The sequence below is a fragment of the Streptomyces sp. NPDC007991 genome, from assembly GCF_042958445.1.
Classification (GTDB): Bacteria; Actinomycetota; Actinomycetes; order Streptomycetales; family Streptomycetaceae; genus Streptomyces.
Genome location: NZ_JBIBJD010000001.1, coordinates 251,760 through 266,138 on the forward strand (window position 1 = coordinate 251,760; position 14,379 = coordinate 266,138).

The 14,379-nt window shown below is 66.4% G+C and carries 7 protein-coding genes and 2 pseudogenes; 7 read left to right on the forward strand and 2 right to left on the reverse strand.

The genetic code is table 11. The features are described from left to right. Nucleotides 1–462: 462 nt before the first annotated feature. The 4 genes and pseudogenes from ACFZDA_RS01080 to ACFZDA_RS01095 all read left to right on the forward strand — a co-directional run bounded on the left by ACFZDA_RS01080 (nucleotide 463) and on the right by ACFZDA_RS01095 (nucleotide 2,109). Nucleotides 463–702, forward strand: a complete 240-nt coding sequence (locus ACFZDA_RS01080) for a hypothetical protein (RefSeq protein ID WP_391072957.1) — start codon at nucleotides 463–465, stop codon at nucleotides 700–702. Continuing rightward, nucleotides 671–865: a hypothetical protein gene (locus tag ACFZDA_RS01085; protein ID WP_391074533.1), complete on the forward strand. Its 195-nt coding sequence runs from the start codon at nucleotides 671–673 to the stop codon at nucleotides 863–865. Before ACFZDA_RS01080 ends, ACFZDA_RS01085 begins: the two co-directional genes overlap by 32 nt. Beyond that, nucleotides 844–1,177 (forward strand): annotated as a pseudogene (locus ACFZDA_RS01090) (transposase); the annotation flags it as partial. The gene ACFZDA_RS01085 and the pseudogene ACFZDA_RS01090, both read left to right, overlap by 22 nt. A gap of 80 nt (nucleotides 1,178–1,257) precedes the next feature. Beyond that, nucleotides 1,258–2,109 carry an RCC1 domain-containing protein gene (locus tag ACFZDA_RS01095; protein WP_391072960.1) on the forward strand — a complete coding sequence of 284 codons (852 nt, stop codon included), beginning with the start codon at nucleotides 1,258–1,260 and terminating at the stop codon, nucleotides 2,107–2,109. Here ACFZDA_RS01095 and ACFZDA_RS01100 read toward each other — a convergent pair. Together ACFZDA_RS01100 and ACFZDA_RS01105 are read right to left on the reverse strand one after the other, a co-directional pair. Beyond that, on the reverse strand, nucleotides 2,106–2,420 hold the full coding sequence (locus tag ACFZDA_RS01100) for a hypothetical protein (RefSeq protein ID WP_391072963.1): 315 nt from the start codon (nucleotides 2,418–2,420) through the stop codon (nucleotides 2,106–2,108). The genes ACFZDA_RS01095 and ACFZDA_RS01100 overlap by 4 nt on opposite strands. Nucleotides 2,421–2,747: 327 nt before the next feature. Beyond that, entirely contained in the window at nucleotides 2,748–3,215 is a 468-nt protein-coding gene (locus ACFZDA_RS01105) for a hypothetical protein (RefSeq protein WP_391072965.1), read from the reverse strand. A gap of 286 nt (nucleotides 3,216–3,501) precedes the next feature. On the opposite strand from ACFZDA_RS01105, the gene ACFZDA_RS01110 reads away from it, so the two are divergent. From ACFZDA_RS01110 to ACFZDA_RS01120, 3 genes and pseudogenes are all read left to right on the forward strand, one after another. Then, on the forward strand, nucleotides 3,502–12,204 hold the full coding sequence (locus ACFZDA_RS01110; protein ID WP_391074536.1) for a DNRLRE domain-containing protein: 8,703 nt from the start codon (nucleotides 3,502–3,504) through the stop codon (nucleotides 12,202–12,204). A 96-nt stretch (nucleotides 12,205–12,300) separates the two neighbouring features. Further along, complete coding sequence (locus ACFZDA_RS01115; RefSeq protein WP_391072968.1) at nucleotides 12,301–13,170, forward strand: hypothetical protein; 870 nt, start codon at nucleotides 12,301–12,303, stop codon at nucleotides 13,168–13,170. Nucleotides 13,171–13,446: 276 nt separating this feature from the next. Beyond that, nucleotides 13,447–13,830 (forward strand): annotated as a pseudogene (locus ACFZDA_RS01120) (hypothetical protein); the annotation flags it as partial. Nucleotides 13,831–14,379 lie beyond the last annotated feature (549 nt).

The following is a 14,379-nucleotide window of genomic DNA, read 5'->3' on the forward strand; positions in this document are numbered from 1 at the left end:
GAGTGGCCCGATGATGAGCGGAACCCCGCCAGCGCGTCAACGGTTCAGGCGGAATTGGCCGGGGCGGCCCGCCCGCCTGTCAGGCACCACCGGCGGTCGTCGGCTGCGCCAACTGGTCCTGCCATGGCGGGTTTTGCCCGACAACCGAGCAGGTCAGGGCCGCGAGCCGAGTGCTGAACCGGCACGCTTCCCGCGACCTCGTCGAGACCGACCTGATCGCCCATGGGTACCGGTGCATCGGCTTCATCGGCGACCTCCCCACCAATCTCCGCGTCCCAGGACCAGTTCCACGCCATCCCGTGACTGCCGGCCTGGAAGTTGCTCGCCTTTCAACTCCCTGAAGGCAGAAGGTCATTGCCAGTGGTGAGAGGTGAGGGAGCGCCTGGCGAGAAAGGGGGTATCCGCGCACTCGATCGCTTCCAGTTGTGTTCCATTCGATCACCCTCTTTGGAAGGGCGACGCATGCGCAGAGCACGAAGAGTACTGCTACGGCTGGCCACGGGCTTACTGGCCCTTGCGGCGCTGGGCGGTGTGGCGACATCAGTTTCCGCCGACACCCCGGCCGCGTCCCTGACGGGAACGCGGCAGTACAGCGCGGACGACGACTTCACCGCCGTCTGGTCCCGCGCGGACGCGTTGAAGCTCCGGCAGGACAAGACCAATCTTCGCGCTGACGGCCCCGCGCTCGGTCCCCTTCGGTGACCGGCACTGGTACGCGAAGATCGGCTACTACTACTCGCGTGACGCCAAGAGCTGGAAGTACGGCGGCGACCTGAGCGGCGCTTCCGGTAACCGGGGCGTCGCCGGCTCGATGGCAGCGCCTGCACGAGATGCTGCTGGCCGAACCGCGGTCGGCCACACGTGATCGTCGAGGCCCACGGCACCCCTCTGGCCGCCACGCTAACCGGCGGCAACCGCAACGACGTGACCCAGCTGATCCCACTGATCCGAGCGGTTACGCCGATCCGAGGCAAACGCACGCCAACCGCTGCGCCGCCCCAAGCACCTCTACGCCGACCGCGGCTACGACCACGAGAGCTACCGCGACCAGGTCCGACGGTTGGAAATCACCCCGCACATCGCCCGGCGCGGCACCGAACACGGCTCCGGACTCGGCGTACACCGCTGGGTCGTGGAAGGCGCCATCGCACTACTGCACTGGTTCCGCCGCCTACGCACTGAGGACCCCGCTCTGATTCCAGGCCGAAGTAAGGTGGAATCCCATGTCGCAACGCGCGCCAAGCGCAAGGAGGCGGAATGCTCGCCAACTCGTCGGCGCTGGCGGCCGGAAGGCGTCATTCGGTCGGACGGCGCTGGGATGGAACCGTTCTCGCCGTGGGCAATACCGCAGCCGCTGAATGTCGTGTCGAGCGATGGGAAGACGTCGTCGCGGTGGCAGCCGGCAACGTCCATACCGCGACGAACACGGGCAGGTCTCATACGGTGGGACTCCGGTCGGACGGCACGGTGCTGGCAACGGGGTGGAATGGCGATGGGCAATGTGATGTCGCCGGATGGCGAGGCGTTACGGCCGTGGCCGCAGGCTGGCGCCGCACGCTCGGGCTACTCGCGAATGGCCGCGTGCTGGCAGTTGGCCGGAGTTCAGAAGGACAGTGCGACGTGCAGTCCTGGCGCGACATGGTCGTCGTCTCGTGTGGTGACTGGCACTCGGTCGGCGTCCGGTCGGACGGTTCCGCACTGGCCGCGGGGAACAACCGACGAGGGCAGTGTGACGTTGAAGGGTGGCGTGACCTGGCCGCCATTTCGGCCGGGTATCTCCATACCGTCGGCCTCAGAGCCGACGGGCGGGCAGTTGCGACCGGAGACCGGGTAGCCGGGGCGTGCGAGGTCGATGAGTGGGAAGACGTGGTGGCGCTCGGCGCGGGCAGCCACCACACCGTCGGGGTCACTGCGTCCGGGCGGGTCCTCGCAGTGGGTGACAACAGCTACGGACAGTGCGAAGTCGGCGATTGGCGTGACATTGTCGCCGTGGCGGCCGGTTCAACGCACACCCTCGGCCTGCGTGCCAACGGCACAGTCGTGGCCGCAGGGAACAATACCGACAGACAGTGCGAAGTCGATGCTTGGTCCGGAATCCAGCTTCCCTAGGGCCCCGGGCCACGCTCGCTGCCGCGGTCGCCGGACTCGGTGAGCGGGAAGTCCGCTCCCTGCTCGCCGTGCAGGGAGTTGTAGAACTGCGACTCGGGGTCTTCCACCCACCAGTCGTCGTCGGTGACCACGTGATACGGCATCGCGGTGCCGCCCGCCACGTGGCCGACCCCCTCGGTGATCCTGTAGGTGCCGGTGGGGGTGGTGTACGTGCCCTGACGTCGGCTGGCCCCGTCGGTCACGCCGTTGGAGCCGACGCGGCCGGCGCTCGTGCTGAACTGCGCCTTCCAACCGGAGGGCGGATCCCGCATCGCCGGAGTCCGAACCCGATCCTGGCCCGGACCCCCTGCCGTTCGCTGACCGTCCGGTCCCCTCCGCATCGCCGGCCGTTGTGGAGGCGGAGGCGGAGGGGCTGGCGGAGGAGGAGCCGGGGGTGCTGGGCGACGCGCTGCCAGGGGGCGGCAGCGGGATCCTGCGATGACTGCGGTACCACGACCGAGTCGGAGGCCGTGGTCTGGTGTGTGTCCTGCCCGCCGCAGGCGGAGATCACCGCGAGGACGCTGAGAAGTGCGGCGGTGGGCAGAGCCTTCCGGGAAGGGCGTGCACAGGGAACTCCTTGGGTGAGGGGAAGCGCGAGCTCAGCTCGCGGTCGCGGATGTGGTGGGCAGGGCGCCGGTGCAGGTGGCGCGGCCGAACGTGCCGCTGGCGGTGGCGCTTTGCACGTGCCGGCCGCGGATCGCGAGCGTGCAGCGGGCCTGCCCGCCGTTCTCGCCGAGGGTGATGCTGATGGTCGGGTCCTGGCCGAGGGGGACGTCGACGGTCTTGCGCCAGGGCAGGGCGGCGGCTTTGACGACGGTGGCCTTTCCGGCCTTGCTGCGGGACTGGAAGGTGATGTCCGCGGTGCCTTGGCCGGACACCTCGTAGGTGACCGAGGCGGTGGGGGTACCGCGCTGCGGCTTGCTGTCGCTCCCGCCGGTGTCCGCGACGCCGTACACCACGAGCCCCGCGCAGATGGCCAGTACCGCGCCCGCCACGATGAGACCCGACCGGTCCGCGCGCCGGAAAAGTGACGGCGTCGCGGATTCCCCTGTGTTGTTGCCGGCCATGAATTATCCCCCTCGAATTGGGACTGCTCGAAGTCGAACCGGGCGGGTTATACCCGATGCCGTTCGCCGACAGCAAGCGAAGGGGAAAATCGGACATTCGGCGACCTGTTCATTGTCAATCGTCCGCTATGTCCCAACACTTGACATGGCGTCAGCGGAGTGATTAGAAATCCGGCGCCCCCTGCCTATGGGCTCGTTTTTCATGGTCGGGGGTTAATTCCGGCGGCATGTTTATGCCATGGCGCGTGAGGAAAGGTTTGGCGTGAAACCCAGACGGGGCAGGCTGATGGCGTGCCTGGTGGTAGCCGCGGTGACGAGTACCGCGTTGCCCCAGGTCGCGTATGCGGCGCCCGCTGATGACGGTGATGACAAGGGGATTGTCGACACCGTTAAGGGCTGGTTCGCAGATGACGATGACGATGGCGGGGGATGGGAAAAGCCTCCGTCGCATGACGAGTTGGAGATGGCCGACCGGCAGAAGCTGCCGAAGGGCAAGGCCGCTCCGAAGGCGAAGCGGGTCAAGGAGCTGAAGGGCCGGCGCACGGCGAGTGCGCGGTTCTGGCAGCTGTCGGACGGCCGGGTGGAGGCGGAGCTGTCGGCGGTGCCGACGTCGTACCGCTCGGGGTCGGGCAAGAAGGCTTCCTGGAAACCCGTCGACACCGCCGTGCGTGGTACGAAGGCGAAGGGTTTCGAGTTCGCCAACACCACGAACAACGGGCGGTCCTGGTTCGGTGATGACGCCGACCGGCTGGTGCGTTTCGCCTCGCCGAGCGGCCGTTCGGTCACCCTCGGTCTCGACGGTGTGAAGGACGACGATCTCAAGCCGGCGGCCAAGGGATCCACGGTCACGTACGAGGACGTGGTGCACGGCGCGGACATCGAGTATGCGGTCGGTCCGGGCCGGGTGAAGGAGAACATCACCCTGGCCGAACGCCCCGACACGCCTGTGAAGTTCACGTTCACGCTGGACGCGGACGGTCTGACCCCGAAGGCGCGCAAGGACGGCTCGATCGCGCTGTACGGCGAGTTGCCGCACACGCCGGAGCTGGTGATCCCGGCCCCGTACATGACGGACGCGAAGAAGGCGGAGAGATCCGTCTTCGGTGGGACCTACAGCACCAAGGTCACCCAGAAGCTCACCAAGGACGGCGACTCCTGGAAGCTGACCGTCACGCCGGACGCGAAGTGGCTGGCGTCGAAGGAGCGGCAGTATCCGGTGGTGATCGACCCGACGATCACGATCGCGCCGTCGCCGACCGACTCGCAGGACACGATGGTCCTGTCGGATCAGCCGTCGGTGAACTTCAACACGACCTGGAAGCTGTCGGCGGGCAAGACCGACACGGGTACCTCCCGGTCGTTGATCAAGTTCCCGCTGAGCGAGATCCCGTCGGGTACGCGGATCGACACCGCGCGCCTGGAGATGTACTTCGACCAGGCGCATACGACCAATGCCAACGACGTGACCATCGGCGCCTACCGGGCCACCGGCACGTGGGACGAGCTGTCGGCGACCTGGGACAAGACCAGTGCGCTGGTGGGCGAGTTGTCCGGCACGAGCGTGCAGGTGGACGACGGGGACGCCGGGACGACGGCGGCGGTCGGCACATGGAAGCCCGGGTCGCAGACGTACGGGATCGACGGCGACTACCTGTACAACAAGGACTCGATCACCACTGACACCTACACCTGGCAGCCGAAGATCCCGGAGACGGCCTCCTACCGGGTGGACGCGCACTATGTGACGGCCTCGGACCGCTCCACGGCGGCCCCGTACACGGTGACCGGTCAGGACGGAACGGCCACCTACACCGTGGACCAGACGGCCGGTTCGGGCGGGGTGTGGGCCTCCCTCAACGGCGGCTCGCAGATCGACTTCGCCAAGGGCACGGCCGGCAAGGTGGTCCTCGGGGACACCGACAGCTCGACGGCGGTGATCGCGGACGCGGTGCGCTGGGTGAACCCGGCGTCGATCGTGAAGAACACCGGCGAGTACAACCAGTGGCACAAGTTCCCGGTCACGGACACGGTGCAGCAGTGGCTGGACGGTACCGCCACCAACCACGGCTTCGTGCTGAAGGCCACGGACGAGTCGGCGACCGCCAAGACCGGCGGTCCGCGCTATGAGGCCGGCGACGGCGACTACGGCGGCGAGACCTCCACGATCCCGCGGCTGACGGTCACCTACGGCAAGGTCGGCACCGCCCTGAACTCGCCGACGGTGATCCACGGCACGGGCCCGGAGCTGTCGTGGAAGGCGTACTCCAACAGCACCGGCGACAGCGGTCTGGACATCGCGGAGTACCAGCTGCACCGCTCCACGCAGCAGGCGTTCACGCCCTCGGCCGCGACGCTCGTCGCGCCGATCGACAAGGCGTCCACCAGTTACACGGACACCACCGCGACACCGACCCCGGACTCCTCGGCGAACGAGATCGGCCGCTCGTACTACTACCAGCTGGCGGTGAAGACCAAGAGCGGCGAGCTGCTCGGCTCACCGACCCGCATCGTCGGCGTGCCGAAGGCGGGCCGCACGATGCGGCTGATCCAGGGCACATCGGGGGTGACGGACACGACCCTGTCGTCCGCACAGCCGACCACCAACCAGGACGCCATCCAGTCCTTCGGCGTGGGCCAGAAGTGGCTGAGCGTGGGCAACAACTCCGCCACGTACGGCAAGACCCGCACGGCGATGAAGTTCGCCACCTCCGACATTCCGACCACGGCCACGGTGCTGGAGTCGCGGCTGTTCATGTGGGGCGCGGAGACCACCACCGGCACGAACGGTGCGATCTACGAGCTGCGCGGTCTGACCCGCGACTTCGCCGAAACCACCGCCACCTGGAACAACGCCGGCTCCACCACCGCGTGGACGACGCCGGGCGGTGACTACTCGGCGACCGTGTCGGACACTGTCGCGCAGGTCTCGGAGGTGGGTCGCCACTGGTGGGACGCCACCTCTCTCACCCAGGGCTGGATCAAGACGCCGACCAGCAACAAGGGCGCGATGGTCAGGCTGAAGGACGAATCCGCCACCGGCCCGCAGGAACGCACGCTGTTCCTGGCCTCGGAGGCTTCCGACTACCAGCTCGGCCCGCTGCTGCGGGTGATCTACGTCGACTCCACCACGGAGGACACCTACTACGCGCCGCAGACGCCGGCCAGAATGACGCCGAACTCGACCTACACGGTGGACTTCACGGTCACCAACACCACCTCGAGTGCGTGGGCGAGCGGTGAGCGGCAGCTGTCGTACACCTGGAAGCTGCCGGACGGTACGGACGTGACGACCGGCGGCAACCAGCTGTCGACGGCGATACCGGCGCTGTCGCCCGGCCAGTCGGCGACGATCCAGGCGCAGCTCAAGACGCCGATCAACTCCGACTCGGGCAGCAAGCGCACCGAGTACGTGCTCGGCTGGGACGTGAAGAAGGTCTCCGACGGCAGCTGGCTGTCGGCCGGGACCGGCGGCATCGCGTCGTTGAAGCAGAACGTGGCGGTGGAGGACCCCACCTCCAACACGCTCGGCCTGGAGAAGTTCTACTCCTACACCGGCAAGAACACCGGGGCCGGTTCGACGGTGATGAACAACCTGGCGTCGGGCAACAGCGTGTGGTCCTACAACGCGTTCACCAACCCCGGCCGAGGACTGACGACGTTCGCCCGGTTCGCGTACAACTCGCTGGACACCTCCGACACCGTGTCGGGTGCGGGCTGGTCGGCGCAGCTGGCCGGGCCCATCCGGCTGGGCGCCCCGCTGGAATTCCACCCGAAGCCGAACGCCAACGCCACGCAGATCCGTCTGCCGGACGGCGACGGCACGACGCACGTCTTCACCAAGCAGGCCGACGGCACGTGGAAGGCCCCTGCGGGCGTCCACTACCGCATCACGATGAAGGCGGGCCTGGACTGCACCCCGGACAAGGACCCGGTGCCGGACGCGTGGACACTCCTGCGCCCGGACGGCACACGCTTCTTCTTCGGTTGCGACGGCTATCTGACGTCCGTCGTCGACAAGAACGGCAACACGCAGACGTACACGTACGAGGAACGCAAGTCCAACAACAAGCCGACCAAGTTCCTCACGTACATCACCGACCCGGCCGGCAGGCAGACCCTGCGGGTCGAGTACTACAAGAAGGGCGACGCGTCGTACGACTACATCGACGACACGGGCGCCAAGGTCACCGGCTCGAACCTGACGAACTCGAAGATCTACGACCACGTCAAGTCGATCACGGACATCTCCGGGTCCGTCTCGGGCCTGCCGGTCCGCAAGATCTCCTTCTTCTACACGACGAAGGGTCTGCTCGGCCGGTTCACCGACGGTGACGGCTCCAGCCAGCCGAAGGTGTTCAAGTTCACCTACGACGCCACTCAGGGCAACAAGAACGTCAAGCTGGTCAAGGCCACCGACCCGCGCGGCAACGCCACCGACCTGGCGTACTACGCGCCGCAGGCGGGCGACGACCCGAAGTACCACTGGTGGACCAAGACCATCAACGACCGCCTCGACGGTGACACGGGCTTCGCGTACGCGACGAACACCACGAACACCAAGTTCACCGACACCACCGTCACCGACGCCGAGGCGCACGCCACGAAGTACGTGACCGACGACTTCGCCCGTCCGGTCCAGACGACCAACGCCAAGTCCCAGAACACCAAGATGAGCTGGGACGCCGACAACAACGTCACGTACCTGGAGGAGGACAACGGGGCGAAGACCGCGTACTGCTACGACCAGAAGACCGGCTACCCCCTCTGGCAGCGCGACGCGGAGAACAACAAGTCGGGTGTCCCGGACCAGACGACCACCTGCGTGACGGACACCTCCAAGTGGCCGGCCAACGCCGCGAGGTACGAGTACCAGACCCGCGCCGACGGCTTCTCGGCGGACCTGTTCCGCAAGACGTCTCCCGAGGGCCGCGCCTGGCAGTTCGGCTATGACACCTTCGGCAACCTGAAGACGGTCACCGACCCCAAGGGTGTCGCGACGACTTCGGTCCCGGACGACTACACGACGAAGTACGAGTACGACTCCTACGGGCAGCTGACCAAGGCGACGGACGCCAACGGTAACGCGACGACCAACAGTGGCTTCGGGCCGACCGGTTACCCGGCGACGATCACGGACGCTCTCCAGAGGTCGACATCGTTTGAGTACGACGAGCGCGGCCAGGTGACCAAGGTCATCGACGCCAACCAGAAGGCGAGCACGCAGACGTACGACACGTTCGGCCGTCCGCTGGTCAACGTGGTGCCGAAGGACCAGGATGCCGGCGTCCTGATCACGACCCCGGCGCCGGTGTACGACGAGAACGACAACGTCACCAAGTCGACGGCGCCGAACGGTGCGGTGTCGACGGCGGTGTATGACAACGCGGACCAAATCACGTCGGCGACGGCGCCGGCGAACAACCAGACCACCCCGCGTACCACGACGTACACCTACGACAAGGTCGGTAACCCCAAGACAACAACGGAGCCCAAGGGCACGGCGACCACGGCGGACACGACCGACTACATCACGACGAACCACTACGACGCGATCTACCAGCTCACTTCCGCGGTGAACGCGAAGGGCGACAAGGTCTCGTACGAGTACGACAACGTCGGCAACGTCACCAAGGTCATCGACCCGAAGAAGAACGCGACGACCGACACGACCGACTACACGACCAGGACGGACTACGACCTCAACCACCGGGTCACGGTCGTCACCGATGCGGCCGGCAAGACCACCAAGCGGGGCTATGACAAGGACTCGCTGGTCACATCGGCCACGGACGCGGAGAACAACACCACGCTCATCACCTACGACGAGCGCGGCAAGCAGACCGAGGTCAAGGTCCCGCACGACGGCACGACCTCGATCACGTACCGTACGACGAAGTACGAGTACGACCAGGTCGGCAACACCACCAAGGTGATCAGCCCGCGTGCGGTCGCGGCCGGTACGACCACCGCGTTCACCGCCCGTACCGAGTACGACGCGCTGAACCGCCCGGTCAAGCAGTACCAGCCGTACGATCCGGCGGACAGCCGCTACAACAACCCCAACGTCTACACGCAGACCACCTACGACAAGGTGGGCCGGGTCGCGAAGACCTCGCTGCCGCCGTCGCAGGGCGAGACGGTCCGCAACGACACGACCTACGGCTACTTCGACAACGGCTGGGCGAGGTCATCCACGGATCCCTGGGACATCGTCACCACGTACGACTACGACGAGTTGGGCAAGCAGACCACTCGGACCCTGACCTCGGCGGGCGGCTCCTCGGACCGCACGATGTCCTGGTCGTACTACCCCGACGGCTCGCTGAAGTCCCGCTCGGACGACGGGGTCCCGGTGGGCAAGTCGGTCGTCCTGGTGGACAACTCCGACACTCAGAACACCGCGAAGAGCGGCACCTGGACGAAGGGGGACATCGCCGGTCAGCAGGGCTACAGCCACGAGACCCACGCGGCCGGAACCGGCACTGACGCCTTCACGTGGACGCTCAACATCCCCAAGGACGGCACGTACACCGCGTACGTGAAGTTCCCGAAGGTGACGGGGGCCGCGACAACGGCCAAGTACACGCTCACCCATGAGGCCGGGACGACCGACAAGACGATCGACCAGAACGCGACTGCCCATCAGGGCACCTGGGTCTCGCTGGGCTCCTACTCCTTCAAGCAGGGCAACGAAGCCAAGCTGCAGCTGTTCCAGAACAGCGGCGGTGCCGTGGTCGCGGACGCCGTGAAGCTGATCAGGGACAACTCTGCCGAAACCGACAACGAGAAGCGGACGTTCGCGTACGAGTACGACCTCAACGGCAATCTGACCAAGATCGACGACACCTCGTCTGGTGCGAAGATCGACGCGTACTCGGTCCTGTACACCGGCCTCAACCAGGTCGACAAGGTCACCGAGCTCCAGGCCGGCCAGGAGAAGAAGTCCACGTCGTACGCCTACGACGCGAACGGCCTGGTGGATACGGTCACTCACCCCGTCCAGTACTCCAAGTACACGTACGACCTGCGTGACCTGGTCAAGACGGCGTCGATCGGCAAGTCCCCGACCGACCCCTCGCCGAAGGTCACGTCGTACACGTACACCGACCGCGGCCAGCCGCTGAAGGAGACCAAGGCCAACGGCAACACCGTCGACCACACGTACTACCTCGACGGTGCGCTGAAGACCTCGGTGGAGAAGAAGGGCAACGGCACCACCCTCGTCGCCTCGCACACCTACGCCTACGACCCGAACGGCAACAAGGCGCAGGACGTGGCGAAGAAGATGAATGCCGACAACCACGCGGCGTACCTCGAATCCACCACGGACTACACCTACGACCCGGCCGACCGGCTCGCCAAGGCGGTCAAGACGGGCAACGGCGCAGGGACCGAGAACTATGTGCACGACGACAACGCCAACGTCGTCAGCCAGACCGTCAAGAACCTCACCACCGCCTACGACTACGACCGCAACCGCCTGCTGAGTGCAACCGCCGTCGGCGGCACCACGTCCACCTACAACTACGACCCGTTCGGCCGCCTGGAGTCGGTGACATCGGGCAGCAAGGTGACCAGCCGGAACGTGTACGACGGCTTCGACCACGTCGTCGAGTCCCAGAGCGCGGACTCGACGGGAGCGATGAAGTCGACCACGTACACCTACGACCCGTTGGACCGCACCGCCTCGAAGACGGCGGACGGCAAGACCACCGACTTCGGATATCTGGGCCTCTCGTCCGAGGTCCTGGACGAGAACGTCGCCGGCCAGCTGACCAAGTCGTACCAGTACAGCCCGTGGGGCGAGCGTCTGTCGCAGATCAAGCACAACAGCGACGGCACAACCGAGGACGGCTACTACGGCTACAACGGCCACACCGACGTCGAAACGCTCACGGACGGAGCCGGCGACACCAAGGCCACGTACGGCTACACGGCCTACGGCTCCGACGACACGTCCGAGTTCACCGGCATCGACAAGCCTGACCCCGGCAATCCCGGGAAGGAGGACTACAACCCCTACCGGTTCAACGCCAAGCGCTGGGACGCCCAGTCCGGCACGTACGACATGGGCTTCCGCGACTACAGCCCGGGCCTGAACCGCTTCACAAGCCGGGACATGTACACCGGTGCCCTCGCCGACATGAACCTCGGCACGGATCCTTTCACCGGAAACCGGTACGCCTTCGGCGGCGGCAACCCTGCCAACTTCATCGAGTACGACGGCCATTTCGGGTTCGTGCTCGTCGCTGCCGTAGCCGTCGTGGTGGTGGCCGCGGCACTGATCACGGACGAAGTCGCCGCTGAGCAGTCGGGGCGCGAGAGCATGCTCGACCGTATGGCGGACGGCCTGACATCCACGGCCGAGGGCATTCGGGACTCCATCGAGGAAGCCACGCAGGACGACCCGGCGCCGAAGCCCGACAAGAAGCCGCGGAAGGACAGCGAACCCCAGTCGAAGCCCAGGCCGCTGCCGACGCCGAGTCCGGCTCCGTCCCCGATGAACAAGAACCGTCAGGACTGCACGTCGGGCAGCTGGTCCGGCCCCGCCATCCGGTACGACCCCCTGAGGGACGGTAAAGCGCAGGGCGGGGAGGCTTGTCTGACGGCTCCGCTGGGGACGGGCTCGAGGGCGGCTTCGCTGCCCATCTCCGGATATCAGGATGCGCGCGACCAGGGATTCAGCGTGTCCCGCTGTCACATCATCGGAGCCAAGCTCGGCGGCGACGGCACGCGTGAGGACAACCTCTTCACCTGTGCGCAGAACCCGACAAATTCCGCGAACATGTACCATCAGTTCGAGAAGCGTGTGGCGGCTCTCGTCAAACCTGGCGTGTCGGTCTATTACAACGTCAGTCTGCTCTACCGCGAAGGGGCCAGTCGTCCCTACGGGGTGAGCATGTCCTACTACACGAGTACCGGTGAATCGGACCACCGGACGTTCCCGAACTGGGCCTACCGGAACGGTACTTGGACAACATTGGGCTGAGTTCGCTCACCCCGTTTGCCGTGGCCCCGAGCGGTATGCTCGGGGCCACGGCCCGCGGCTTGGCATTCGGCCCTTTTCAGAAAGGATCAGAAGCTCGTGTACACCACCCCCGCCCCCGAGGTGGACATCACAGCGATCATCCCCGACCTGTCGGAATGGCGCAGGATCACCGTGCGCCTGCATCCCCGGCCGGGGAACCCCCGCGAGGTCGACAGTCACATCGGCGGCCCCATGCTTGACGTCGAGGGAAGCGCGCGCCCCGCCTGTGAAGAGCATCCGATGGATGACGACGGTCGGGACGTGCCGCGCCCTATGGAATCCGTGGCACAGTTCTTCCGGCGCGATTTTCCCGAGATTCCGTATCCGGACGGATGCGATCTCATGCAAGTGTACTGGTGCCCAAATGATCACTACATGGAATATGCTGACTCGGATTACGAGGGCCCCGCAGTCTCACTTGAGTGGCTTGATTCTGTGAATGCAGCAGAAGGCGCCAGGGAAAATCCCTTCCATCGGGTTCAGCCCTGCAACGAATCGTATGAATTGCGCCCGTGTCGAATCACGCCGGAGCGAGTCGTTGAATTTCCATGGATGGAAGAGCTTCCCGACGACATCGCCCGACGTCTCGGCACGGTGGATCAGGAACGCGGGTTGCGTTATCAGTACGCCCTGTCGGTCGCGTACGGCTGGAAGATCGGGGGGTGGCCGAGTTGGCACGCGACGGACAAGAGGAACCTTTCCTGCCCTGACTGTGAAGGAAGCGTCGAGCTGCTCCTCAAGGCGGACAGCAGCGAGTGGGACGGCGCGAGCGACCGGTGGTGGCCGCTGGAGGACAGGGAATTGGACCAGCATGCGCTGGAGATCGCCTATTCACCGACCGGCGCGGAGGTCGGCCGGTTCGGCGAGCTCCGCGTCTTCGTCTGCCGCAATGACGTCCGACACCAACCCGTCCTCGACATGCAGTGAAGACTGGGCGATGTCAAGCGTCGGGCGCGCCGGTACGAGGGCGAGGGCGGCCATCGTTTCCCGCGTCACGCTGACACCGACGAGCTAGAGCCCACAAGGTTGTACGGCTCCTGTGACTTTCTCATGTGTCAATCAACACACTTGTGACCCGTGATGTCGGTGACGCGACATCCGCTTGATCGATCGGGAGTGTCGGAAGCAGGGCTCCCGACTGACCGAGCGAAGGGGTGGGGGCCTGTGAGCCAAGTGGACGGACGTGCCCCGGGGGCCGAAGTGATGCGGTCGTGCGCCGCGGAGTTCGTCGCCCGCGTCACCGCCCGCAACCGGCTGCCGCTGGACTACGCCGTGGTCAGCCTGCGGATCGTGGACTTCCTGATCGACGGGCTGCGCAAGGGCGGGGCCGAGCGCGAGCAGGTGCGGGACACTCTCTTCGGGCTCGGCGCCTACGTCGGTGAGGTACTTGTGCGTCGCGCAGGTGCGGTATGGGTGGACTTCGACGCCGACCAGCGCGCCTACTTCGGCCAGCCGGTGGGCGTGCGGATGCCGGACGGCCGGGTCTGGAACCCGCTCGGCAAGGTCCGTAACCGCTTCGAACTCGGCGGACCCGGGGAGTCGCTCCAGACTTTCTATCTGACGCTGCACGGTCGGGCCAAGGAGAGCCGCCGAGTGAGCGGGACCTCTGCCGCGCTGGTGGTGCTCCTCGCCGCCGCGCTGACCGGCTTCGCGGACTTGACGGACGAGGGGAAGCCCGGCGAGTCCGCACGGCTCACCGCCCAGAGCCCGCAGACCGCCCCCGCCGAGCCTCGCACCGCCCCCGAGTTCCTCGCCCGCGCCAAGGAGGCGACGGCCTGACAGAAGGGCCGGACGTTCGCGGTATGACCGTGCCCCGGTCCTTCCGCCGGACCGCGCTGAGCAGGGCCTTACTGCGGTGCGTCGACTTCGGCGTCAGGAGGTCCGCCGTCGTCAACAGGAAGGAGCTGCCCAGGCGTTGGGCCCGCTGCCAACGAGCGCGGCGACAGCCTGCACCTCGCGCCGTGACGGTGTAGGCGCGTCCGCACAGCTGCCCTGCTCTGATCGTCTTCCTAGCCTTCCTGTGGCAGGCATGTCGCCTCACTGCACTGGCTACCGAACCCGCCAAGCCGACCTGGTCCGCGTCAGCCCGAAGGCCGGTTTTGCACCTGGCGCCCACTCTGCGCGTCATGCGCATCG